At 53.9% G+C, this 22,133-nt stretch carries 24 protein-coding genes; 15 read left to right on the top strand and 9 right to left on the bottom strand.

Annotated elements, in window-relative coordinates; translation table 11 throughout:
- Positions 1 to 9: 9 nt before the first annotated feature.
- Together ACQ66Q_RS10660 and glpE are read right to left on the bottom strand one after the other, a co-directional pair.
- The gene (locus ACQ66Q_RS10660) at positions 10 to 834 is read right to left on the bottom strand and encodes a rhomboid family intramembrane serine protease (protein ID WP_430456779.1); all 825 of its coding nucleotides are present in this window, start codon (positions 832 to 834) and stop codon (positions 10 to 12) included.
- Between the two features lie 5 nt (positions 835 to 839).
- Complete coding sequence (gene glpE, locus ACQ66Q_RS10655) at positions 840 to 1,163, bottom strand: thiosulfate sulfurtransferase GlpE (RefSeq protein ID WP_430456778.1); 324 nt, start codon at positions 1,161 to 1,163, stop codon at positions 840 to 842.
- Positions 1,164 to 1,323: 160 nt separating this feature from the next.
- On the opposite strand from glpE, the gene ACQ66Q_RS10650 reads away from it, so the two are divergent.
- The 6 genes from ACQ66Q_RS10650 (at position 1,324) to ACQ66Q_RS10625 (ending at position 8,492) form a co-directional block, all read left to right on the top strand.
- A complete protein-coding gene (locus ACQ66Q_RS10650) occupies positions 1,324 to 1,788 on the top strand; it encodes a hypothetical protein (protein ID WP_208933034.1) in 465 nt (154 codons plus the stop codon).
- 114 nt (positions 1,789 to 1,902) lie between these two features.
- On the top strand, positions 1,903 to 2,100 hold the full coding sequence (locus ACQ66Q_RS10645) for a DUF2256 domain-containing protein (protein WP_430456777.1): 198 nt from the start codon (positions 1,903 to 1,905) through the stop codon (positions 2,098 to 2,100).
- A gap of 72 nt (positions 2,101 to 2,172) precedes the next feature.
- On the top strand, positions 2,173 to 3,168 hold the full coding sequence (locus tag ACQ66Q_RS10640; protein ID WP_430456776.1) for a hypothetical protein: 996 nt from the start codon (positions 2,173 to 2,175) through the stop codon (positions 3,166 to 3,168).
- A 131-nt stretch (positions 3,169 to 3,299) separates the two neighbouring features.
- Complete coding sequence (locus ACQ66Q_RS10635) at positions 3,300 to 4,172, top strand: HDOD domain-containing protein (protein ID WP_430456775.1); 873 nt, start codon at positions 3,300 to 3,302, stop codon at positions 4,170 to 4,172.
- A gap of 397 nt (positions 4,173 to 4,569) precedes the next feature.
- Complete coding sequence (locus ACQ66Q_RS10630) at positions 4,570 to 6,051, top strand: MFS transporter (RefSeq protein WP_430456774.1); 1,482 nt, start codon at positions 4,570 to 4,572, stop codon at positions 6,049 to 6,051.
- A 23-nt stretch (positions 6,052 to 6,074) separates the two neighbouring features.
- Positions 6,075 to 8,492 (top strand): glycoside hydrolase family 15 protein, encoded by a 2,418-nt coding sequence (locus tag ACQ66Q_RS10625; RefSeq protein ID WP_430456773.1) that lies wholly within the window; start codon positions 6,075 to 6,077, stop codon positions 8,490 to 8,492.
- 127 nt (positions 8,493 to 8,619) lie between these two features.
- Here ACQ66Q_RS10625 and rlmF read toward each other — a convergent pair whose 3' ends face one another.
- Genes rlmF through ACQ66Q_RS10610 form a run of 3 tightly spaced genes read right to left on the bottom strand, consistent with a single transcriptional unit; the run spans position 8,620 to position 10,693 of the window.
- Positions 8,620 to 9,561, bottom strand: coding sequence for a 23S rRNA (adenine(1618)-N(6))-methyltransferase RlmF (rlmF, locus tag ACQ66Q_RS10620; RefSeq protein WP_430456772.1), 942 nt, complete (start codon positions 9,559 to 9,561; stop codon positions 8,620 to 8,622).
- Positions 9,561 to 10,223, bottom strand: a complete 663-nt coding sequence (locus ACQ66Q_RS10615) for a substrate-binding domain-containing protein (RefSeq protein ID WP_430456771.1) — start codon at positions 10,221 to 10,223, stop codon at positions 9,561 to 9,563. Before ACQ66Q_RS10615 ends, rlmF begins: the two co-directional genes overlap by 1 nt.
- Positions 10,169 to 10,693 (bottom strand): LacI family DNA-binding transcriptional regulator, encoded by a 525-nt coding sequence (locus ACQ66Q_RS10610; RefSeq protein ID WP_430456770.1) that lies wholly within the window; start codon positions 10,691 to 10,693, stop codon positions 10,169 to 10,171. Before ACQ66Q_RS10610 ends, ACQ66Q_RS10615 begins: the two co-directional genes overlap by 55 nt.
- Before the next feature lie 427 nt (positions 10,694 to 11,120).
- Between ACQ66Q_RS10610 and ACQ66Q_RS10605 the strand changes: the two genes are divergently transcribed.
- Genes ACQ66Q_RS10605 through ACQ66Q_RS10590 form a run of 4 tightly spaced genes read left to right on the top strand, consistent with a single transcriptional unit; the run spans position 11,121 to position 14,348 of the window.
- On the top strand, positions 11,121 to 12,008 hold the full coding sequence (locus tag ACQ66Q_RS10605) for a MipA/OmpV family protein (RefSeq protein WP_430456769.1): 888 nt from the start codon (positions 11,121 to 11,123) through the stop codon (positions 12,006 to 12,008).
- On the top strand, positions 12,008 to 12,394 hold the full coding sequence (locus ACQ66Q_RS10600; protein WP_430456768.1) for a DUF3019 domain-containing protein: 387 nt from the start codon (positions 12,008 to 12,010) through the stop codon (positions 12,392 to 12,394). Before ACQ66Q_RS10605 ends, ACQ66Q_RS10600 begins: the two co-directional genes overlap by 1 nt.
- Positions 12,394 to 13,086 (top strand): response regulator, encoded by a 693-nt coding sequence (locus ACQ66Q_RS10595; protein ID WP_430456767.1) that lies wholly within the window; start codon positions 12,394 to 12,396, stop codon positions 13,084 to 13,086. Before ACQ66Q_RS10600 ends, ACQ66Q_RS10595 begins: the two co-directional genes overlap by 1 nt.
- Positions 13,087 to 13,088: 2 nt before the next feature.
- Positions 13,089 to 14,348 (top strand): ATP-binding protein, encoded by a 1,260-nt coding sequence (locus tag ACQ66Q_RS10590; RefSeq protein ID WP_430456766.1) that lies wholly within the window; start codon positions 13,089 to 13,091, stop codon positions 14,346 to 14,348.
- Positions 14,349 to 14,384: 36 nt separating this feature from the next.
- Here the strand turns inward: ACQ66Q_RS10590 and ACQ66Q_RS10585 are convergent, their stop codons facing one another.
- Positions 14,385 to 15,062 carry a DUF3334 family protein gene (locus ACQ66Q_RS10585; RefSeq protein WP_430456765.1) on the bottom strand — a complete coding sequence of 226 codons (678 nt, stop codon included), beginning with the start codon at positions 15,060 to 15,062 and terminating at the stop codon, positions 14,385 to 14,387.
- A gap of 310 nt (positions 15,063 to 15,372) precedes the next feature.
- Between ACQ66Q_RS10585 and ACQ66Q_RS10580 the strand changes: the two genes are divergently transcribed.
- The 3 genes from ACQ66Q_RS10580 (at position 15,373) to ACQ66Q_RS10570 (ending at position 18,749) form a co-directional block, all read left to right on the top strand.
- The gene (locus tag ACQ66Q_RS10580; RefSeq protein ID WP_430456764.1) at positions 15,373 to 16,854 is read left to right on the top strand and encodes a hypothetical protein; all 1,482 of its coding nucleotides are present in this window, start codon (positions 15,373 to 15,375) and stop codon (positions 16,852 to 16,854) included.
- 23 nt (positions 16,855 to 16,877) lie between these two features.
- Positions 16,878 to 17,435 carry a sugar O-acetyltransferase gene (locus ACQ66Q_RS10575; RefSeq protein ID WP_430456763.1) on the top strand — a complete coding sequence of 186 codons (558 nt, stop codon included), beginning with the start codon at positions 16,878 to 16,880 and terminating at the stop codon, positions 17,433 to 17,435.
- 135 nt (positions 17,436 to 17,570) lie between these two features.
- Positions 17,571 to 18,749, top strand: a complete 1,179-nt coding sequence (locus ACQ66Q_RS10570; protein WP_430456762.1) for a multidrug effflux MFS transporter — start codon at positions 17,571 to 17,573, stop codon at positions 18,747 to 18,749.
- On the opposite strand, the gene dusC is transcribed toward ACQ66Q_RS10570, so the two are convergent.
- On the bottom strand, positions 18,733 to 19,677 hold the full coding sequence (dusC, locus tag ACQ66Q_RS10565; RefSeq protein WP_430456761.1) for a tRNA dihydrouridine(16) synthase DusC: 945 nt from the start codon (positions 19,675 to 19,677) through the stop codon (positions 18,733 to 18,735). The two genes, ACQ66Q_RS10570 and dusC, sit on opposite strands and share 17 nt — an antisense overlap.
- 91 nt (positions 19,678 to 19,768) lie before the next feature.
- On the opposite strand from dusC, the gene ACQ66Q_RS10560 reads away from it, so the two are divergent.
- Both ACQ66Q_RS10560 and ACQ66Q_RS10555 read left to right on the top strand, forming a co-directional pair.
- Positions 19,769 to 20,683: a substrate-binding periplasmic protein gene (locus ACQ66Q_RS10560; RefSeq protein WP_430456760.1), complete on the top strand. Its 915-nt coding sequence runs from the start codon at positions 19,769 to 19,771 to the stop codon at positions 20,681 to 20,683.
- A gap of 36 nt (positions 20,684 to 20,719) precedes the next feature.
- Entirely contained in the window at positions 20,720 to 20,917 is a 198-nt protein-coding gene (locus ACQ66Q_RS10555) for a hypothetical protein (RefSeq protein WP_430456759.1), read from the top strand.
- Here ACQ66Q_RS10555 and ACQ66Q_RS10550 read toward each other — a convergent pair.
- Both ACQ66Q_RS10550 and ACQ66Q_RS10545 read right to left on the bottom strand, forming a co-directional pair.
- A complete protein-coding gene (locus ACQ66Q_RS10550; RefSeq protein WP_430456758.1) occupies positions 20,892 to 21,818 on the bottom strand; it encodes an endonuclease/exonuclease/phosphatase family protein in 927 nt (308 codons plus the stop codon). The two genes, ACQ66Q_RS10555 and ACQ66Q_RS10550, sit on opposite strands and share 26 nt — an antisense overlap.
- 70 nt (positions 21,819 to 21,888) lie before the next feature.
- The gene (locus tag ACQ66Q_RS10545; protein WP_430456757.1) at positions 21,889 to 22,113 is read right to left on the bottom strand and encodes a hypothetical protein; all 225 of its coding nucleotides are present in this window, start codon (positions 22,111 to 22,113) and stop codon (positions 21,889 to 21,891) included.
- Between the last annotated feature and the right edge of the window lie 20 nt (positions 22,114 to 22,133).

Here is a 22,133-nt window from a genome sequence, read left to right as displayed (position 1 = left end):
GTTTATCAGTCAGCGATGCGGGCGCCTTGCCAGCATCGCTACTGCCATGCCACAGACAAAACCGCTCAGGTGTGCCCAGTTCGCCGTATTGACCCACAGCAGATCAGCAAATCCCAGTGCCAGGAAACCCAGTGCCATCACCAGATCTGGCTTCGACAGTTGTAACGGCTGAGTTGGAAAGCGCCAGCCATATACCCAGACAAAACCAAAAATCGCATAGACGACGCCAGACAGACCGCCAAAATTGGGCCCGACCAGTAAAAATTGCGCTGTATTGCTGATAAACCCAGCCAACAGCGTCAACCATAACAACTGCCGGCTACCCAGCCATACTTCCAGCCGACCACCGTAAATCCACAGCGCCAGCAAATTAAACATCAGATGCGATGCTGAAAAGTGCAGCAGCATTGGACTCCACCAGCGGTAACTCAGCACTTCGAGTTCATCAGCCTGAAAAAATCTCAAAGATTCAAACACCTGCTGTGGCCAAATCTGCAGCGCAATAAACACCAGCAACGCCGGCAGACTCAGCAGCCAGACTATTGGACCGGTTTGTTGCAAAAAACCTTGTCCTAATGCTGCCAAACCGCTGTTACCGGTTTGCGCGGCAGGCTGGCTGCGTTGCCAGGCGGCATCACGATATTTGTCCAGTTCCGGCTGTTGCAAAAACTGCTGCAATTCAGGCTCAACTGCCGCGACATCAGCCTCCTCGCAGTACAGCTCGGCATGCAAAGCGCTGTGTACCACCACACTGACAGTCCAGTGCCGGCTCAGGCAATAATCAGCAAAGGTCTGAGCCGCGGCGGCCGAATTGAGTACTGCCAGTTTGTGCATGCCGGTTATTCCTGCAAGGCCGCAACAGGATATTGCCCGCGCCAGCTCTCGAAACCGCCATCCATGCTGTATACAGTGTCAAAACCTTGTTCGGCCAGATACTGCGCTGCTCCCTGGCTGGAACGACCGTGATAACACACCACCACCACCGGCGTTTCAGGCGGCGTTTGTTGCATAAATTGATGCAAAGTACCGTTGGTCAGATGGTAAGCACCGGCGATATGAGCGCTGGCAAAACTCTGGTCATCGCGGATATCGGCAATGACGACCTGACCGGCTTGCAATGCGGAAAATGTATCGCTGGTTGAAATGTGTTTAAATTGACTCATAACAAAGTTGACTCCAGTGATTGGCTGCGCGCATGGTAGCCCAGCTGTGACAAAAGATCAGCACCCCGGGCAACAAAGCCACCTTTGCTGTAAATTTATGCTTCTGCAACACGGCGGCCTTAGGTACAATAGCCGGCCTGTTGTGTTTTGAGTGCCTGCCATGTCTGACAATCGCCTGTTTTTAGTATATGACCCCGCCTTTGACGATATGGATGCAGAAGGCTGCCCAGCCTTTGGTTACGTGCTGTTATTTAATGAAGCAGACGCTGATTTGTATAAATCCGGCGAAAATCCGCCGTTTGCCGCAGTTTCGTTACTGTTTACCGACCATGCCGACGAGAGCATCAGCGGCGATTTACTCGGCTGGGCGCAACTGGATGCACCGGAACTGCAGGATTTTCCACTCGGTTATTTCTTTATGTTGATGGAACAGGCCGCTCAGGTGGCGATTAACGCCTATCGGCAAGTTGGTCATGTGCCGGACCGCTTGATCGCATTAAATATGCCCGAAGACGACCTGATCCAATTTGATGTGCAATTTGCCAACCTGCAACTTGAAGACAAAGACGCCGAAGTGCAACTGGCGCAACAGATGATGGCTGGCCGGCCTTATCTGGATTCATAAACTCTCGCCGTTTTGTTGCCGCACATCCGCCGCACATCCGTTTCCTGTCATAGCACGTACCTGAATACCATTATCTAAACGCTATTGCGCACTGACTGACACGACGCAGACTTTTTGTGCTGCACGTGCGTCGGCGCCATACTTTTCAGTTCAGGAGCGATTCAGTTGCCGCATCACAAATTGGCATTACCTGAAAAAATCTGTCCGGTTTGTCAACGACCTTTTAGCTGGCGTAAAAAGTGGCAACGGGACTGGGCAATGGTGAAATATTGCTCAGAACGTTGTCGGCGCCAGAGCAAAGGTCTGACCTGATCTGAGTCAAATCGCGCATACAGTAACCATCAGGCTAATCTTAGTTAACCAAATAATCACAAGGGCTTACTGATGAAAACTGCTTTATTGCTCTGCGCGTCGATTTTCTCCGGATTGCTGCACAGTCAGACCGACGTATCCGCTGCACAAATTCAGGGATGGCTGGAAAAAGACCAATTCAACAACATTGAAAAACACGTCACTGCGATGCCGACCTTCGCCTCAGATGTCTTGCTGCAACAAGCGCATGCTCAGGCACTGATTGGGCTAGAGCGCGCTGAAGACGCCGCTGATTTTCTGCAAAAAGCCCACAAAGCTTTCCCTAAAGATGCAGATTTGCTGCAACTGGCGGCGATGAATCAATTTACGCTGGCGCAACAAGCCAGCATTTTTTCAGCTGCTGGCCATGCCAAAGATGGTCTGGCGTTGTTAAAACAAGCGGTGCAGCTGGCGCCGGAAGATGGCGAGTTGCAGCTGAACCTGATTGGTTTTTATTTGCAGGCGCCCGGTATTGCCGGTGGTGATGAAGACGAAGGCAAAAAACTGGCAAAAGCATTGGCGGACAAAGATCCGGTGGCAGGCCCGCTGGCGCAGGTCTTGGTACTGAACAGTGACGACAAGACTGACGAAGCGTTAAAAGTGATCGATAGCGCGCTGCAACAACAACCGCAACAATCCCGTCTGCTGGCACAAAAAGCCGCCCTGCTGCTCGGGAAAAAACAGGCGGCCGAAGCGGCAGCTTTATACCAGCAGGCTGCGCAATATGCAGAAAAACCAAAGCAGAAATTCAGCTATCTGTATCAGATTGGCCGGCTGGCTGCAGTGGAACAACAGGATAAAACCGCCGGCAAACAGGCCCTGCAACAGTTCATTGAATTTTATCAGGACGGTGAAAATCAACAGCTGCCCTGGGCCCGGGTACGCTTAGCGCAAATTCATCTGCAGGAACAGGACAAAGCGTCCGCAGAACAAGTGTTGCAACCGGTTCTGGCGTTGAATGACAAAGAAGAAAAACTGGAAAAAGAACTGAAAACGCTACAAAAAGAGCTGAAAAAACTGAAAAGCTAAATCAACTCAGCCTGCGACCGGCGGTTTGCCAGACCCGCCGGTTGCGTCCAATCAGACACTGCAGTTCGCTCGCAGAGCGGATATACTAGGCTCTATTCAGATCAGTCCTTTGCCTTCCGGAGTCTGGCTATATGGTCAAACCTATTGATATGAAAGCGGTCGAACAAGCACTCACCGGTTTCACTATTCCCCCACAACCTGAAGTCCTGCTGCGTATTAAGCAAGAACTGGAACGCGAAGATCCAGATATCAATACCATCGCGACGTTGATCAACATGGACATCGGTATCGCCGGTTTTACTCTCAAAGTTGTAAACTCGGCCTATTTTGGCCTGCGCCGGAAAATCAGCTCGATTGAACATGCCTGCAAGTTTCTTGGCTTAAACCGCGTCGTCAAGCTGGTGTCCAGTGTGGTGCTGCGCTTTACCCTCAGCGACGGGCAGTCCGACCCATTTACTTTGCGCCAGTGGAACAGCGCGATGGATGTCGGCAGTGCGGCGATGTTAATCGCACAGCATTTGCGGCTCGGCTCCGAATGTGCCGACGATTGTTATTCGATTGGCCTGTTCCACAACGCCGGCATGGCGCTGATCCACGCCCAGTTCCCGGACTATCCGAAAGTCCTGACCGTCGGACTGAGCAAACAAATGGCCTTTGCCGAAATTGAACAGCGTTTTTTTAATACCAGCCATGAAATGCTGGGTTTTATGATTGCGCAAAGCTGGGGCCTGGCGGCGGAGATCAGTAATGTGATCGCCTATCATCATCAGCCTGAATTGATGTTGCATTCGACCGATTTGTACGAAAAAAGGCTGTTTGCCATTTTAAAACTGGCGGAACATATGGTCGGCGAGCAAAGCAGTTTATTTGGTGTATCCGATGACAGCAGCTGGGATGCCATTGCTGATCTGGTGCTGGACACACTTGAGCTGGATGAAATGCACTTGTTAGATCTCGGCGATTTTCTGCTGGAAAACGGGGTCGAGAACCAGTTCCATCGCTGAACCATACCGCAGCCCCGCTGCACCAGAATCTGTCAGACCGGCCCCATCGGCCGGTTTTTTTGTTTCAGACTGGTGCAATCAGCCCGGTGTTAACCGGCACCACGCCTCATTTCGCCGCATCCCGATCAGTTGAATACGTATTCATGTTGTTGTAGCCGGCAAAGCAAGTTATCAAAGACAGCTGGTTGTCTGCCTGCATGATTTTTTACCCTGCACGCACTACCCACAGGTTCCTGGAAACACAGTTGCGGGGAGCATCGACTCCCCTTTTTTTCTGCGTTTTATCTGACATATTCTGCGGAAAACCAGAGGCTTAACCGCATTCTGCTATGCTGGATCCGGAGCCACAGGCCCATATAACAACAGAGCACAAACCATCTAATCACGGGGAATCATTATGCAGCAGGCCAAACCCAATCTGAGTTTCTGGCAGATCTGGAACATGTGCTTCGGCTTTTTAGGCATTCAGTTCGGTTTCGCTTTGCAAAACGGCAACGTCAGCCGCATTTTTCAAACTCTGGGCGCCAGTATCGACGAATTGCCGATCCTGTGGATCGCCGGCCCGCTGACCGGTTTGTTGGTGCAGCCGATTGTCGGTTATTACTCGGATCGTACCTGGAACCGGCTCGGCCGGCGTCGGCCTTATTTCTTTTACGGCGCAGTCCTGACCACGATGGCGCTGTTTTTCCTGCCGAATTCGCCAAGTTTGTGGATGGCCGCCGGCATGTTGTGGATCCTCGACGCATCCATCAATATCACGATGGAACCATTCAGAGCTTTTGTTGGCGACAACCTGAACGAAAAACAACGTCCGCTTGGCTTTTCCATGCAAAGCTTTTTCATCGGCATCGGTGCAGTAGTCGCTTCCGCCCTGCCATATATGCTGACCAACTGGTTTGAAGTGGCCAATACTGCAGCGCCGGGCGAAATTCCAGACTCAGTCCGTTATTCCTTTTATGCCGGCGGTATTGTGCTGTTTATTGCGGTGCTGTGGACCGTGATGCGCTCCACCGAATACAGCCCGACGCAACTGGCCGCCTTTGGCGAGGCCCATGAAGAAGAAGTCGCCGGCGCCAACCAACGCCGTTATTGGCAGCCTGGCACCATTGCCAGCATAATCGGCGTGCTGTCACTGGCTCTGGTCTGGCAGTTCAGTCTGGATCAGCAGCTCTATATCCTTGGCGGCGCGATACTGGCCTTTGGCCTGCTGCAATATTGGGTGTCCGCAGCTAAGGGCAAAGGTCACTTTGGCATGGTGGTACAGATTGTCGATGACCTTTACCAAATGCCGGGCCGGATGCGCCAGTTAGCCGTCGTGCAATTTTTTTCCTGGTTTGCGTTGTTTGCCTTATGGATTTATACCACCGCAGCAGTGACGTCGGTGCACTATGGCAGCTCAGATCCAACTTCTGCCGCTTACAACGACGGCGCCGACTGGGTTGGTATGTTGTTCGCGTTTTATAATGGCTTTGCCGCGCTGGCCGCATTGGTGATCCCGTACATTGTCCGTCGCACGTCGCTGCAAATCGCCCACTGTATCAATCTGGTCCTCGGCGCTGCCGGTTACCTGTCGTTTTTAATCATTAAAGACCCGGCCCTGTTGTGGATCTCGATGATTGGCGTCGGCTTTGCCTGGGCTTCAATTTTATCTTTGCCTTACGCGATGCTGGCTGATGTGCTGCCAGCCGGCAAAATGGGCGTGTACATGGGCATGTTTAACTTTTTTATCGTGCTGCCACAGCTGCTGGCCGCGACTATTCTGGGTTCGCTGGTCAACCATTTGTTTAATGCCGAAGCGATTTATGCGCTGGCGCTGGGTGCCGCCAGCCTGCTGATCGCTGCGGTTTATGTGCTGACCGTGAAAACTGAAACCCGCTGAGACAGCGCTACAGGATCTTGATCATGAAAAAATTTTTTGCTCTGACCGCGCTAAGTAGCGCTTTGTGGCTGACCGGCTGCCAAAAAGCGCCGGCCCCGGGCGTTGCAGCAGCGCCGGGGGCTCCGGGTCAGGTGTCAACCTGGTCTTATGCCGGCAAAACCGGTATCGGTACCTCCTACGAGCAATATCAGCACGGTGCCTACAGTGACAAAGCTGCCACCGGTGCCGTCTCAAAAGTCTGGTTCTCGTTGGCGCAAGGCATTCTGACCGAGACCATGGCGGGCCTGATCCATCAGGCGCAGCTGCGTGAAATGCAGTTGATAGTGCAGGGTAAAGATTTTGTCGACGAAGAAAAAACGGCCACCATCAGCCACATCGATTATCTGGCGAAGGATGCCGCTGGTCGGCCGCTGTCGCTGGCGTATCAGGTCGTCAATAACGCCAAAAACGGCCAGTATCAAATCGAAAAGCAGTACTTCACGGACCCGGCTGGTCAATCGATGGTGGTGCGGACCACTTTTAAAGCGCTCAGCAACGGTTTGACGGTGTATTCCTACGTCGACCCGGCACTGGCCAATACGGGCAGCAATGACAGTGCAAACTGGTCAGACGGCGTCTTACAGGCGCAGGATGGTAACAGCAGTCTGACGCTGTTGACTGTTCCGGCGCCGGTGAACGGGACTGTTGGTTTTGTTGGCGTATCGGATGGTCTGAGTACATTAAAAAGCACGGGACAATTTAGCGCCTATGCCAGTACCGGCGACAGCAAGGGCAACGTCGCCGCGCTGATGCAGCATGCCACGCTGCAGCAAGGTGAATCCGCCAGCTGGACGCAGGTTATCGGATTTGCAGAAAATGCACAGCAAAGCCGCGCCCAAGCCCAACAAACGCTGGACCGTGGCATTGACACTGTCCTTGCCAGTTACAACGGTGACGGTGACGCCATCGGCTGGAGTGATTATCTGCAAAGCCTGCCAGCGCTTGCCGGCCTCAGCGCGCAAAGTACTGATCAAGGTAAATTGTTATATGCCAGCGCTTTGGTACTGAAAGCTCAGGAAGACAAAACTCATGCCGGCGCTTTGATTGCGTCGTTATCCAATCCGTGGGGCGAAGTGAAATCGGCCGAGCAGGCCCAAACCGGTTACAAGGCGGTCTGGCCGCGCGATTTTTATCAGGTCGCGATGGCGTTGCTGGCGCTCGGTGACAGCGAAAGTCCAAAAGTGGCGTTTCAATATCTGCAAAAAGTACAAGTGAATGCCAATACACCGGGTTATCAGGGCACACCAGGCTGGTTCCTGCAAAAAACCCATGTCGACGGCACGCTGGAATGGGTCGGAATTCAGCTGGATCAGACCGCGATGCCGATCATGCTCGGCTGGCGTTTATGGCAGGACGGGGTCCTCAGCGATGCGGAAATCACCACCTGGTACCACAGCATGCTAAAACCTGCCGCTGACTTTCTGGCGCATGGCGGCAAAGTCAAACTGGACTGGAATGACATCGAGCTGAAAACACCGGCAACTCAGCAGGAACGCTGGGAAGAACAATATGGTTATTCACCGTCAACGATGGCTGCCATCATCAGCGGGTTGGTCAGTGCCGCCGATATCGCAGCAAAAGCAGGTGACAGTGCAGGTGCAGCGCTCTATCAGCAAAAAGCCGACGAGTTTGCCGGCAAGCTGGAAGCGCTGACCTACACCGAACAGGGTCAGCTAAAAACCGCGCCTGGCGCTGGCCCATATAGTGACGGTAAATATTATCTGCGGATCAACAGCAATGAAAATCCGAACGACAACAGCGCACTGGAGCTGCGCAACGGCCAGGCCGACACCCGCGAAGGCAGTGTGGTCGATGGCGGTTTCCTCGAGCTGGTGCGTTATGGCGTGCGCAAGGCCGACCATCCGGCCGTGCTCGCGACTTTAGGCGAAATGGATGACCTGACTTTGCCGGACTTGACCCGCGTACGTTATGAATTCCAGACCGCAGCCGGTCAGACCGTCTCTGGCTGGCGTCGGTATGGTATCGATGGTTATGGCGAGGACATTGTCAGCGGCGAAGCCTATGCCAATGGTCCGGGGCAAACCAATACCGCCGGACAACGCGGCCGGGTCTGGCCATTTTTCTCCGGCGAGCGCGGTCACTATGAACTGGCCCGGGCATTGATACAAAAACCGCAGCTGAGCGAAACCGAATTGGCGCCACTGCGCACGCAGTACGTCGGCGCGATGGAACATTTTGCTAATGAGGGCCTGATGCTGCCGGAACAAGTGTTTGATGGCGTGGGTAATAACAGCCATTACCAGTATCAGTCCGGCGAAGGGACCAACGGCGCAACACCATTGGCCTGGACGCACGCTGAGTACATCAAACTGTTACGTTCATTGCAGGACCAGAAAGTGTGGGACCGTTATCCGCTGGTAGAACAGCGTTACGCGAAATAACCCTGCGACTCTTTGCTGGTGCGATGGGCTGGTGCGATGCACCAGCACGACTCTCCCGCTCCCGGTTTGTTGTGGCGATGCAACGAGCCGGGAGTTTTTCTTTGTTCTTTGGGTACCGGTTATAGTTTCAGCAGCGGCGCCAGCGATGTTGCCGCCACAATGCCGCCAGTTCCGGCGTCAGAAAACTCCAGGCCAGGATCCGGCTTTGTTTGTTGCCTTGCGCCATCGCAATAACCTGAACCTGAGTCGCGCCTAATTGCTGCAGTTGCTGTTGCAGTTTTGCCAGATGTTGTTGTTTTGATACCAGCGTGGTGAACCAATACACCTGATTGGCAAAATCTTTACTTTCCGCCAGCATCTGACGTAAAAACACCGGCTCACCGCCGTCACACCACAGCTCGTTGGCCTGACCGGCAAAATTTAATGGCGCCTCGTTACTCAGACCCAAGTTGCGCTGTTTACGCGCACTGCCCGCCGCTGCGGCAGCCGGACTGTCGTGAAATGGTGGATTGCATAATGTCAGATCTAGATAATCACCGGGCTTGATCACGCCATGAAAAATCGCCTGTGACTTCTGCTGTGCTCGCAGGCCTATCTGGCGCTGCAGACCGTTTTCCTGGATCAGCTCTTCGGCATTGGCCAGCGCCGTTGTATCAATATCGCTGCCAATCGCCTGCCAACGCAACGCAGTTGCCGCCAGCAAGCAGTAAATCAGATTGGCGCCGCAGCCAATATCCAACAACTGCACTGCGCTGGCCGGGACTTTTTTGCCTTGATGGCTGTCGGTCAGCAAATCCTGCAGGTAAAGCAAATAATCCAGCCGCCCCGGCACTGCCGGACACAGATAACCCGGCGGGATCTGGTAGTGCTGTAAATTAAATTGCCATTGTAACAGCGCAGTATTCAGCAGCTGCACCGCCTCAGGATCAGCAAAGTTCAGCGTATCCCTGCCATCAGGCGTGCTTTTCAGGTGCGCGGTCAGGCCGGGTTGCAGTAGAGCCAGCTCCGCCAAAGGATATGATGCCGCAAACGGGTTGCGTGGGTGCAGGGTGGTTTTGATCGGGGTCATCAGGAAGCACTGGTGACCTGCGCGCTGCCACATGAGCGCCGCACAATCATTTTCGGTTCGATTTCAGTCTGATTGATGCTTTCCTGCGCAATCAGTTTCAACAGGTTGACCACCAACATTTCGCCGGCCAGCGTGGTGTTTTGCTGAATAGTCGTTAAGGCCGGCGTACAGAAACTGGCCATAGGAATATCGTCAAAACCAACGACCGCCACATCTTCCGGCACGCGCAGACCAGCGGCCTGCACCGCTCGGATCACACCAATTGCGATCAAATCACTGGCGGTGAAAATTGCCCGCGGACGATGTCCGGCGGCAAATAACTGCTGAGTCGCACTGTATCCGGCCTGTTCGGTGGAGATGGCATCAAATTGCGGCACATCCTCTGGGCTAATACCATGTTCTACCAGGACGTCCAGATAACCCTGATAGCGCTCAAAAAATTCCGGCGCGTGATCTGAGGCTATGCCAATAAAGGCAAAACTGCGATAACCAAGCTCCCACAAATGCGTCGCCGCCTGACGACCACCTTCCCGATTGTTACTGCGGATAGTGAACTCTGGATGCCCCTCGACCTGCGCGCCCCAGCAGACAAAATGGGTTTGTTGAGCTAACAGTTGCTGCAGCTTTTCTTCGTAGTCGATGTAATCGCCGTAGCCAAGCAAAATAATGCCATCAGCTTTTTTGCTGTCTTCGTAATCAGCATGCCAGTCATTGCTAAGCTGCTGAAAAGAAGTAATAAATCATGACCGCGTTTGGTGCAGGCCCGGGTGATGCTACCCAGCATGGATAAGAAAAACGGATTGATTTGTGAATCGTCGACGGTAGGGTCTTCAAACAACAACAGCGCCAGCGTGCCACTGCATTGTTTACGCAGATTGCTGGCATTTTTGTCGACTTTATAATTCAGTTGTTTGGCGATCGCGAAGATTTTATCTTTGGTTTCCTGATTGACCGCCGGACTATCCCGCAATGCGCGGGATACTGTCGATTGTGACACGCCCGCCAGATAGGCAATATCAAACGAAGTGGCTTTTCCTTTCATACCGCAAAATTCCCCATAGGCCTGCAACGCCAGGTTACCGCGGGTCTGCACAATCGCGCGACGAAACCCGTGCACGGCCAGACCTGACATCAGGCTGCTAAGGTGCCACAACAGGCTGCTGCGGGCAAGCAAACTGGCGGCATAAAAACCTGGCTAGGGCCAGGTTCAGGCATTACTTGCGGTGATTTGAGCGGGTTTAGTGCTGAGCTGCTGGGACACCGGATTAACTTGCGGTTGGCTGACATGTTGGGGCGGCGATGTATGTACACAAGAGCCCAGCATATTCAGCACCAGAAAAGCCATGATCTGTAGCCGGCAAAACCGCCCTGGGGCAGGTGCATCAAATTCGTTTTGCACTGTGTTTCTCCATTCACAAAGCGTCGGGCCAGTCTATGCAAGACATCCGGATGCTTCTGTGACAATTCCCCGGCCAATTTGTGAAACAATGTTATTTTTGCTGCCTCACATCTGCCGCGATGCTAAAGTGCCGACAATTGCAGCACCACAGGCTCTGGTCATGATGTTACGGGCATTGTACTTAATTATTCTGGTTTTGGGTGTCTCTACACCTGTACAAGCCGACTGCACGGCCGCCAACGAAACGGAACCATGTATCGCCAGCGAGCAATGGCAGTTTAGTCTGGCCATGGGCGCCGGATATCGTTCCAATCCACTTCACGGCGGCCACAATATTCCACTCTGGCTGATGCCAGATCTCAGTTATTACGGCGAGCACTGGTTTTTTGACAATGCCACGCTCGGTTATAGCTGGGAACTCCGACCTGACCTGCAACTCAGCTTGGTCAGCCGCTTGAACGAAGAACAAGGGTATTTCCGTCGACGGTCTCCCGTCAACCTGTTTGAATCACAATTTATCTCTGATATGGGTGTGGCAGGTCCGGTACAAAAAGTGGCGACGAAACAAGAACTTTCTATTTCACAAGCAGACAAAAGACCATTAGCACTCGATGGTGGTCTGCAGCTCAACTGGTTTTTACCCGGACTGCATCTTAAATTGAACTGGTGGCACGATATCAGCCAGCAATATGATGGGCAGCATCTGCGGTTGGCAGCCAGTACAGGCTGGCACAGCCGCATTGGTGAATGGCAATTTGGTGCAGCACTGGCATGGAAGGATCAGCACTTAATGCATACTTATTATGGTCTGAACGCACAGGAAGGTGACGGTCTGGAATACCGTGCTAAGGCCAGCTGGCAACCCGAAATCAGTCTGCAATGGCAATATCCGCTCACTGAACGCTGGCAATTATTAAGTTTATGGCGTTATCGCTGGCTTAATGCCGATGTGGCAATACCGGCCGAGCCCGGCAGGATGCAGAGCCCTTTGTTGCAGGAATCTGCGGTTAAAAGCTGGTTTGTCGGCTTCAGTTACCGGTTTCTCTGATGCGGGCTGTGGTTTTGTTCACGATGCTATGGAGCGGTCTGGTGCAGGCGATGCAGTCAGATGCGCAATGTGATCGCGCTTTGTGTTGGCAGGTGCAGCCCGTAGTTTGTATCGCCAACCAGACTGCGGATAGCTGTGCACTGGACTTTCAGCTGTCGTGGCAACATCCCCACCCCATTTCCGTCTGCGCAGAGCTGGCCGGACAATCATTACATTGCTGGCAGCAACAAACTTCCGGTCGGCTGCAATATCAGGCGCAACTGGATGGCCCGGGTCAACTTCACTTGCTGGTCGATGGCAAGATGCGCCTGAGCCGGCAATTATCGGTTTTAAGTCGTCAACCGGATCGCAAACGCCGGTTAGTCGCCCCCTGGAGTGTGTTCTGATGAGTAAAATCCTGTTAGTCGAAGATGACCAACGCCTGGCTAGTCTGGTCCAGAGCTTTTTGCAACAACACGGTTACAGTGTCCAAATCTGTGACAACGGCCTGCGGGCCGAACAAGCCTGTAAAGAATTCGGCCCGGAGCTGGTCGTGCTTGATTTGATGTTACCAGGCCTCGATGGCTTCGCCGTCTGCCGGGCGCTACGCGGCTGGTATCGCCAGCCCATTCTGATGCTGACGGCCAAACAAAGTGATATCGACCAGGTGTTGGGGCTGGAACTGGGCGCTGATGATTATGTGATTAAACCGGTCGAACCTCGGGTGCTATTGGCCCGCATTCATGCGCTGCTGCGCCGCACTCAGGGTGGCACCACAGCCGATCAGCAACGCCTGGAATTTGGCAAACTGAAACTGAATCAATCAGCCCGCGAAGCCTACTATGCGGAGCAGCTGGTAGAGCTGACCAGTTACGAATTTGACCTGCTGTGGATGCTGGCCAAACACGCCGGTCAAACCGTGCGACGCGAAGCCATTCACAAACAAATCATTGGCCGTGAATACGATGGCCTGGATCGGACGGTGGACGTACGCGTGTCGCATTTGCGCCGGAAACTGGGCGACAACGCTGAAACGCCATTCCGGATCAAAACAGTCTGGGGCAAAGGCTATCTGTTTGTCGCCGACGCCTGGAACTGAGCATGCGCCGGTTATTCCTGCGATTTTATCTTTTTATCTTGTTGGTATTACTGGCGATCGGCTGGTCGGTCGAACGGTTGTGGGAACAAAGCCAAAGCCCGGATTTGCCGGGCTGGGTCGAGCTACTGGGTCAAAGTCTGGCCTATCAGCTGACCACCCCTGATCTCAGCGCCGAACAGGTTGCTGCCCAGCTGAATCTGCCACTCCAGACGCTGCCCGCCCAAAGTATTGCCTGGTCTGACGCCGAACAACAGGCGCTGGAGCGTGGCCAGCTGGTGCCACTGTTCAGTGATAACCAGGTGTACTTTTATCAGACGCAGCAAAATCAGTTGCTACAGTTTGGTCCGGTGCAGGTGGAAGCGCCGGTACACAACACTTACCTGTTTACCCTGTTATTTTTTCTGTTGCTGGGTGTAGCGCTGGCCGGCTGGCTCTGGCCGGTGGCCCGCGATATTGAACGACTACAACGCCAGTTACACCAGTTTGGTCAGGGCATGCAGATGCCGGATCCACCGCTGCCGGACAGTTCATTACTGGCCCCTATCGCCCGTAGCGTGCGCCAAATGGCCAGCCAAATCATCCGGTTGATGTCGCTGCAACGCGAAATGACGCATGCGGTCTCCCATGAATTGCGCACACCATTGGCACGCCTAAAATTCGCGCTGGAGTTACAGCCATTGGCTGAGAGCGAAAAACAGGCGATGCAACAAGATCTGGCCGAGCTTGACCAACTGGTCGACGAAATGCTGGATTACGCCCGGCTCGAAGCGCAAACCGTCCGGCTGACTTTTGAAGAGGTTGACCTGGTCGAGCTACTGGAAAATTTGCTGGAAAAACTGGCACCGTTGCCTGGCGCACCCATATTGCTGCAGCGCCCGGCCCGCTTGAGATGGACCTGTGATGGTCATTATCTGGAACGGGCGCTGCAAAATTTACTGTTGAATGCCAAACGATATGCCCGCAGTCAGGTGATGTTGACCGTGCAACAGCACAGCAACCGGCTGCATTTGGTGGTCGAAGATGATGGCCCGGGCATACCGCCCGACCAGCGTGAAGCCATATTGCAGCCGTTTGTCAGGGTCGATCAAAGTCGCAGCCGCGACAAAGGTGGTTTTGGTCTGGGACTGGCGATCGTCAGCCGCATTGTCGGCTGGCACCAGGGTCGGTTGTGGATCGATGACTCACTGCTCGGCGGCGCCCGCTTCAGCCTGTCATTGCCGGTAGATCCGGCCGGCAGCAAAAAAAAACCGCGGTCTGAATAACCGCGGTTTTGCTTTTATCCTGAATAATCTGTCGGATTACAACCCGAGATTGGCGAGGAAATCATCATCTACAGCATTGCCTGCGGCCGGAGTTGCATCGGCACTGGGCTGACTGTGGGCATTGGCCAGAATGTCATCGACATTCTCTTCTTCGGCCGTTTCAAAGTCATGTAACTGAATAAATTCGGTTTTATCCATCGCCAGTTCGAGATAAAAAATGTTGTGTAATGGCGTGTTAAAAGTAACGCGGCGCGCTTGTGGCTGATCCAACTGGGTATTGATCAGGATCTGTACCTGCTTGTTGATCGCCATCATTTTTGGTTGGCTTTGATTGATCGACGTCTGTAGTTCCTGCCGCACGCGATTGGTAAAGTCACCAACGATTTGGTTCATCAGCTCACCCATCACGTTACCGACTTCATCGGACGTGTGGAACTGCGCCAGTTCAGTTTCCGGCATCCCCATACTCATCATATATTTGCGGTAGATTTCCATCGCGGCTTCTGCCGTGAAGTTGATCACCACCAGACCAGAAAAACCACCGTCAAACAACACAAAACAGCCTAAATCCGGGCGTAAACAAGTTTTGTGGATCTTTTGCACCATCGGAGAATAGGCGATTTGCGAATTGCCGGCGGCGGCAAACACCTGTGTGACCGACGCACAAAGCGTAATCAATACATCGTCGGTGTTCAGTACTTTATTCTTTTTCATGAAGGCTCCTGTTTGGGCCAGATTTCAGCTGCGTGATTATCATCAGGTCTGATAGTCACAGAAACACCGCATCAATTAAAAAATGGTGTTCCAGAACAACTTAGCAGATGGACGTCGTTCTGGAATACTATGCCAGCAAGCTGCAAGGCGCAACTTTGTTATGCAGTTCCGCAGCAACGCCACTACCGCATTGTGCATCGGCGGTGCAACAAAAACTGGCAGCGACTGCGTCTTCCCTTCCCGTCGGACTGGAGTTCAGCTATGGTGTAGTTTTGACACGCCCCAAGCACCAGTACAGAGACCAGTGTGGATGACCACCGATCCCAAGCCCCCCGTTGAAAATAGTTACAGCAAGAACTTAGGTAAGCTTATCAGCGGTTTACTTTCGGGCTCTCGCTTCCAGCTGTCCGTCTACGGTACCGCTGCACGTTTTTTCAGCCGCGACGAGCAAGACAGCGCAGAAATTGCCGCTTTGCAACAGATCTGGGAACAAAGTCAGGCGCAACTGGCGCAGGCCACTCGCAAAACCGAAGCAATGCTGATCGCTGACGTCCAGCAAAAACGCCAGCAATTGTTTGACGCCGAATATCGTTATGAGCAACTACAACAGCAACGATACGCGCAGCTGTACCTGTTGTGTCAGCAGTTGCTGGAGCTGACCGAAGGCCAAAACCGCCAGGAAACCATTTTACGTTCTTCCCGCCTGCTCGGCACGCTGCAGCTGCTGGCGCCAAGTGAAGGCGACGGCATGGCGGCGATGCAACAAAAATATAAGCCGTTTTACAAAGCAGTGCTGAGCCTGCGCCTGCTCGACCATTTGCTCGAACAAAACCTGATCACCAATAGTTATATTCTGAAAAAAGTCACTCAGCGCCAGCAGATGCTGCAGTTGCCAGATCAGCAGGCTTATTGTCCGTTTCGCGATGACGTGCAAATCCCGCTGCTGATGGCCGTGTTGCTGCAGGATGTCGGCCATTACCATCCAGACGCGATGCGGCTGTTACAGGCCGACGGCAGCCAACCCAGTTATCGTTTACAGTTCAACAGCATAGAGCGGCAAGAATTCCTCGAGATCAGCCTGCAGGCCAGCGTACGTTTTTTACTCAAAGGTATTGGCATGCCGACCTACCGCGGCAACTCAAAAAGCGAGCGTGCTGAATATCAGCAGAACGAACAGGAAAAAATGGCTTTCGCCGCTACCGTACTGCGCACCGCCGGCGCGCCTGGCAGCGGTGTAGGAAATTTGCTGCGCATTCCGCAGGTCTATGCCTCAGCAGTACTGCCGGGCCGCGCACGTTTTGTCTATGAATCACTGCCCAAAGTCGCTTTGATCTTAAAAAATGGTGCCCGTGCCGGTCAGTATGACGAGCGGATGGTCGACCAGCTTTTGACCATCACCGGCATTTTCCCGCAAGGTTATGGCATTGTTTATTTGCCGAAAGATAAAACCACAGCCAGCGCCGAACGCTACGAATTTGCCATCGTCAATTCGTTGTATCCGCCAAGTCCGGAAACGCCGCTCTGTCGCGGTGTCACGCGCAATTTGCGTTACCGTACCTCCGGCACCAACCTGGCAGTCAGCGTTGATCACAATTTGTATTTTAAACCGGCGCGGCAAAAGCTGGCGGTGATCCCGGAAGCACGTTTGCAAGAGATCCTCAGCAAGCTGTCCTCGAGTTTTGAACCGGCGCAGTTGCGCCATTTTTTGCCGCGCTGCTGGCACCCCGATGAGTTTTTTGCCGATCCGAAGCAGCAAAACCTGTGGAACCGCAACGAGCTGCAACAAAACTAAAACCTGCTAAGCGAATCTCTGAAATGACTTCTGAACGTGAAAAAATGGCGCAACAACAGTGGTTTGACCCGCGCGACCGCGAACTTGCTGAACTGCGGCGCCGCGCCAAGCAGCTGTGTCGTCAGCTCAATGACCAAGGCCCGGAACCATTTAAAGCGCACCAGCAACTGGCCAGACAGCTGTTTGGCAAAGTTGGCAGCTGTTACATCGAGCCGGATTTCTGGTGTGATTACGGCGTGAACATCGAACTGGGGCAGCGTTTTTATGCCAATCATCATTGTGTGCTGCTGGACGCTGCCACTATCCGCATCGGCGATGATGTGATGCTCGGCCCCGCCGTACAGATTTATACCGTCAGCCACCCGCTGGCTGCCAGTGAGCGGGTCACCGGCATCGAACAAGCGCTACCGGTGCAGATCGCCGATCGGGTCTGGATCGGCGGCGGTGCTGTTATTTTGCCCGGCGTGTGTATTGGCGAAGGCGCCGTGATCGCGGCCGGCACTGTGGTTAATCGTGATGTGGCGCCATACACGCTGGTGGCCGGACAACCGGCACGGCTGATCAAAGAGCTGCCGCGCTGAGCATTGCTCACAGTCCTGCGCCCCTGACAATTCACAATTATGCGCTGAAGTGCGGATTTCCTTTCGGCTTTTACGATCATTCAAGCGCTATTGATGCGGTAAAATATCAGTTTTTCCGAACAGAGAAAGACTGAGATGGCGAACCGTCCCTCACTGGCGCTGATCGCGCTATTTGCCTCAGTGGTGGCTGTAACCCCGCTGGCGATTGATATGTACCTGCCGGCGATGCCGCTGTTAAGTCAGGCACTGCAGACCGATGCCGGCGCTGTGCAGCAATCCCTCAGTATCTTTCTGGCGTTTTATGCGATTGGCATGCTGCTGTTTGGCCCGCTGGCTGACGCGATTGGCCGGCGCACGCTGGTCTTGTTTGGTCTTACTGGTTTTGTCGCCAGCAGTATCTGGCTCAGCCAATGCACCAGCATTGAAAGTTTCCTTGTTGCTCGCGCTTTGCAGGCCTTCTTTGGCAGCGCCGCTACCGTGGTGGTACCGGGCATGATCCGCCAGCTGTATCAAGAACATACCGCTAAAGGCATGTCATATGTGTCGATGATGATGATGCTGGCACCGCTGCTGGCGCCGGCGATTGGCAGTGGCGTGCTCAGCATCGCGGACTGGCGCTGGATCTTTCTGACGCTGGCCGGCTATGGCTTGTTGATCCTGCTGTGCAGCTGGCGATTTTTTCCGCCGACGCATCCGGACAGCAAGCGCAAACCGGAGTTTTTCAGCGCCTATCGCACGGTATTAAGCCGCAACATGGCGCAGCCGTTGATCGCTGTGTCGATGTTCGCCTCGTTCAGTTTTTTCTGTTTTCTGACTGCAGTTCCATTCATCTACATCGGCCATTTCCACGTGGATACCACCACTTTCAGTGTGCTGTTTGGTTGTAATGTACTGGCGCTGATCGCGGCGAACTTTGCCAATGCCCGACTGGTGGTAAAGCATGGCAGCGCACGTTTACTCCACATCGCTTTTACCAGCGCGGGGATCTGGGCATTGTTGCTGACATTGCTGGGTATCATTGACGCGCCGTTATGGGCAGTCGTCACAGCCATTATTCCACTGATGGCGAGCCTCGGGATTTGTGCCACCAACGCCGATGCGCTGATCCTGATGGAATTCCCGGAGCATTCCGGCACCGCCACAGCAGTGATTGGCACCTTGCGCTTTGGTGCTGGGGCGGCAGCCGGACCATTGTTAGCGCTCGGCGGCCAGACGTCGGTACTGCCATTTGCCGTGCTGATGCTAAGCGGTGTCTGTGGCATGGGGCTGGCATTGTGGTTCAGGCGGGTTCGCGGTGCTATGCGGACTGCCTGAGGTGTTGTTGCAGTAACAACACGATATCAGCGCTTTTACGCAGCAACCGCAATTGCTGGAACAACACTTCCGCTTGCGGATACTGCAAACGCAGATAACTGAACCATTGTTTGATGCGGTTGCTGTAATACAAACCTTTGTCACCGGCAATTTCGTACTCGGAGTAACGCATCAGCATCTCCAGCACCTGCGGCCATGGCATCAGTGGTACGCCGTCACGAATGCGCAGCGCCAGGTTCGGCTGCGCCAGCGCGCCACGCCCGAGCATAATATCGCTGCTGCCAGACTGTTGCCGGCACAGCTGTGCATCGGCTGGTTGCCAGATCTCGCCGTTGGCGATCACCGGGATCGTAATGACTTTGCGGATTTCGGCGATCCAGGGCCAATAGGCCGGTGGTCGATAGCCATCGGCTTTGGTACGCGCATGCACGGTCAGCTCTGAAGCGCCAGCTTCAGCCAACGCGCGGGCGTTATCCAGCACCAGACTGGTATCATCAAAGCCAAGCCGCATTTTAGCGGTGACCGGAAACTCTGCCGGCACCGCAGAACGCACAGCCTGCATAATGCGGTACAACGTCTCGGTTTCTTTCAGCAACACCGCTCCGCCTTTGCTTTTGTTCACCGTTTTAGCCGGGCAGCCGAAATTCAAATCGACGCCAGGCGAACCAAGCGCCACCGCCCGCGCGGCATTTTCAGCCAGCCATTCCGGTTCCTGGCCAAGCAGCTGCACCCGCACCGGTGTACCCGCCGGCGTTTTGCCGCCATTGAGTAACTCCGGACAAAGCCGGGTAAACACCCGGCGTGGCAATAGCTGGTCAACCACCCGGACAAATTCGGTGATGCATAAATCAAAGCCACCGATCTGCGTCAACATGTCGCGCATCAGATGGTCGACAACCCCTTCCATCGGGGCCAGAATAATCCGCATATTTGCGCCATTTCTCGGAAAAAGGGCGACATTTTAGCCAGAACCGCCGACAATTACCAAATATGCAGATAAGACCAGTCGATTGGCCTGAATGCCGGATAATGAAGGTGGTGGCCTGCCATGCTGGTCGATGGCGAATACCTGTGAGATTGATGTGTTGAAACGACTGATTTTAATGGTGATGGTACTCGCAGGTTTTGCCTGTCCGGCAGCGGCGCGGGCAAAACCTGACACCGTTTGCCCACAACCGCTGCGGGTCCATCTGGATTTACATGCTCCCTCAGCCTATTACGACCCCAGCGGGCAACTGCGTGGCATGGACGTTGAGATGGTACAGGCCATCATGCAGGCCGCCGGTTGCCAATGGCGCTGGCATGTCACACCAATGACCGGCGCCAGAATTATCAAAAGTCTGCAGGACGGCGATATTGATCTGATGATCCGGGCTTCCAAAACACCAGACCGCGACCGTTTTGCCTGGTTCAGCCAGCCGTACCGGCAGGAAATTGTCGGCTTGTACGCTAGAGTCCGTAGCGATTTGCCACAAACCCTGACACTGGCCGACGCGTTGCGGCTCGGCTTACGGTTGATTGGCCCGGCCAGCGGTTGGTATGGCATCGAGTTCGAACAATACCGCAACCGGTTTCGGCAGGAAAAACGCTATACCGCCTATCCGGATGCCAAAATCGGCACTGAGCTGCTATTTGCCACGCCCAGTCGCGGTGAGCTGGTGTTGATTGACGCCGACCTGTTTTATCATTTTGTTGGGCCGGATCGGGTGATGGATATCCGCCAGGCCAGCCCGAACCTGCATATCACCCCAGCGCATCTGATGGCCAGCCAGAAAACCGTCGGCCCCGCGACCATGGCAGCCCTGAATAAAGCCATCCGGCGGCTGCAACAAAGTGGCGAATTACAACAACTGGAACTCAGTTACCGGCCACAACTATTGCGCGACCAGCTTGATGGACAAGCAAAGCTGGGCGCGGCGCACAGGATCCGCTAAAATAGCCTTCTTTAAGATTTATACCGGAACCCTGCCATGTGCTCAGCCAAAGCCCTGAAGAAGAAAATCGCCAAACGTGCCAAACAAAAGAAAAATATTCAGGTCAAAAACTCAATCCGGCTGAAACATAAAGCCAGCGCCGAAGCCGATGTTGCCGCAGCAACCACAGCAGATCCAGAGCAGGTAACGTCCTCTGACCATGCGACTGCTACGCCGGCGACGACTGAGGCCTGATCGCCCGCAACTGAATTTGCACCAGCGCGTGGTCACTGCTGTAACCGTCGCGCGCAAACTCCGGCCGGACTAAATGCTGATCGACCACCTGATAAGTGCTGACTTCACCACAAGCATGATGATGGCGCGGGTCAAACGCAGCCGACACCAACAGATAATCCAGAACTTGCCCGGCCGCGCCATAATAATGGGTTGCGGGTCTGGTACCAGCGACCGCTAAATCAGCACTGTCCTGCAGCATAAACAATGGTCGTTGGCTGCGATCGACTGCCAGCAATGGCTGTAACAATGCCGAACTCAACACATCATTAAAATCACCGGCCAGCACTAATGGCTGCGCCTGACAGCGTGTGGCAAGGGCCTGCGCCAGCAAGGCCGCTTCATGGCCACGTTGCAGCTCAGAAACCCACAGCGCAAGCGCAGCGTCCGTCAGCTCCGCCGGGCGGCGTGATTTTAAGTGCACACTGGCGATAAACACCGGGCCAAACTGCGGGGTCTGGATTTGCACCAGCAGCGGACTGCGACTGAACTGGAAGCTGGTCAGGCCCAACTGCGCCAGCGCCGCCGGACTGGCCGTGACCGCTTCAGTACTGAGAATTGGATACCGGCTGGCAATGGCCACTACCGGTTTGTTGAATACATGCTCGTCGACCAGTGCCGGCGCTTCTGCCGTGGCGAACCAGTGATAACCCAGCGGGGCTAATAATTGCTGTAAAGCATCGACGGAGAACACCTCTTGCAGCGCCAGCACGTCTGGCTGCTGTTGTTGCAGCAAGTTTTTGAGCCAGCTGGTTTTTTGCTGCCACTGCGCCGCAGAATAAATATTATCCCACTCGTAACAAGCCAGCGGCGGCGCGGCAAAATTCAACAGATTTAATGTCGCTATACGCAGATCAGTCATGTCCGGACTCCTCAACACGGACGCTGTCGGATCTCAGCAAAATAACACAAAGCTGCCGATATGCTGCGGCTTAATGTACCCGGATAGCCGGGTTAATCAGGAACAATAAGCGGTCCAGATTCAGTTTGTCGTAGGGCATGAAGCGGCTGGGTTTGCCGGGGCGTTCGATGAGCAACGCTTGGTCCAGAAAGGTTAGACAGGCATTACAGGTATGAATTTTTTGACCATCCACGTCAAACCGGCATTGGCTTAACTGCAGGAACTGTATGATCCGGCTGCGGATTTTTGACATCATCAATATTTCCCTCCATTTAT

This window comes from Rheinheimera sp. (assembly GCF_965283995.1).
Classification (GTDB): Bacteria; Pseudomonadota; Gammaproteobacteria; order Enterobacterales; family Alteromonadaceae; genus Pararheinheimera.
Note: the sequence above shows the minus strand (reverse complement) of the source record. Positions and strands in the feature narration are given on the sequence as shown.

Excerpts from the sequence above, each read along its gene's own strand:
- ACQ66Q_RS10660 (WP_430456779.1), bottom strand. The coding sequence starts at position 834 with ATGCACAAACTGGCAGTACTCAATTCGGCCGCCGCGGCTCAGACCTTT.
- glpE (WP_430456778.1), bottom strand. The coding sequence starts at position 1,163 with ATGAGTCAATTTAAACACATTTCAACCAGCGATACATTTTCCGCATTG.
- ACQ66Q_RS10650 (WP_208933034.1), top strand. The coding sequence starts at position 1,324 with ATGTCTGACAATCGCCTGTTTTTAGTATATGACCCCGCCTTTGACGAT.
- ACQ66Q_RS10640 (WP_430456776.1), top strand. The coding sequence starts at position 2,173 with ATGAAAACTGCTTTATTGCTCTGCGCGTCGATTTTCTCCGGATTGCTG.
- ACQ66Q_RS10635 (WP_430456775.1), top strand. The coding sequence starts at position 3,300 with ATGGTCAAACCTATTGATATGAAAGCGGTCGAACAAGCACTCACCGGT.
- ACQ66Q_RS10630 (WP_430456774.1), top strand. The coding sequence starts at position 4,570 with ATGCAGCAGGCCAAACCCAATCTGAGTTTCTGGCAGATCTGGAACATG.
- ACQ66Q_RS10625 (WP_430456773.1), top strand. The coding sequence starts at position 6,075 with ATGAAAAAATTTTTTGCTCTGACCGCGCTAAGTAGCGCTTTGTGGCTG.
- rlmF (WP_430456772.1), bottom strand. The coding sequence starts at position 9,561 with ATGACCCCGATCAAAACCACCCTGCACCCACGCAACCCGTTTGCGGCA.
- ACQ66Q_RS10610 (WP_430456770.1), bottom strand. The coding sequence starts at position 10,693 with ATGTCAGGTCTGGCCGTGCACGGGTTTCGTCGCGCGATTGTGCAGACC.
- ACQ66Q_RS10605 (WP_430456769.1), top strand. The coding sequence starts at position 11,121 with ATGATGTTACGGGCATTGTACTTAATTATTCTGGTTTTGGGTGTCTCT.
- ACQ66Q_RS10600 (WP_430456768.1), top strand. The coding sequence starts at position 12,008 with ATGCGGGCTGTGGTTTTGTTCACGATGCTATGGAGCGGTCTGGTGCAG.
- ACQ66Q_RS10595 (WP_430456767.1), top strand. The coding sequence starts at position 12,394 with ATGAGTAAAATCCTGTTAGTCGAAGATGACCAACGCCTGGCTAGTCTG.
- ACQ66Q_RS10590 (WP_430456766.1), top strand. The coding sequence starts at position 13,089 with ATGCGCCGGTTATTCCTGCGATTTTATCTTTTTATCTTGTTGGTATTA.
- ACQ66Q_RS10585 (WP_430456765.1), bottom strand. The coding sequence starts at position 15,062 with ATGAAAAAGAATAAAGTACTGAACACCGACGATGTATTGATTACGCTT.
- ACQ66Q_RS10580 (WP_430456764.1), top strand. The coding sequence starts at position 15,373 with ATGACCACCGATCCCAAGCCCCCCGTTGAAAATAGTTACAGCAAGAAC.
- ACQ66Q_RS10575 (WP_430456763.1), top strand. The coding sequence starts at position 16,878 with ATGACTTCTGAACGTGAAAAAATGGCGCAACAACAGTGGTTTGACCCG.
- ACQ66Q_RS10570 (WP_430456762.1), top strand. The coding sequence starts at position 17,571 with ATGGCGAACCGTCCCTCACTGGCGCTGATCGCGCTATTTGCCTCAGTG.
- dusC (WP_430456761.1), bottom strand. The coding sequence starts at position 19,677 with ATGCGGATTATTCTGGCCCCGATGGAAGGGGTTGTCGACCATCTGATG.
- ACQ66Q_RS10560 (WP_430456760.1), top strand. The coding sequence starts at position 19,769 with ATGCCGGATAATGAAGGTGGTGGCCTGCCATGCTGGTCGATGGCGAAT.
- ACQ66Q_RS10555 (WP_430456759.1), top strand. The coding sequence starts at position 20,720 with ATGTGCTCAGCCAAAGCCCTGAAGAAGAAAATCGCCAAACGTGCCAAA.
- ACQ66Q_RS10550 (WP_430456758.1), bottom strand. The coding sequence starts at position 21,818 with ATGACTGATCTGCGTATAGCGACATTAAATCTGTTGAATTTTGCCGCG.
- ACQ66Q_RS10545 (WP_430456757.1), bottom strand. The coding sequence starts at position 22,113 with ATGATGTCAAAAATCCGCAGCCGGATCATACAGTTCCTGCAGTTAAGC.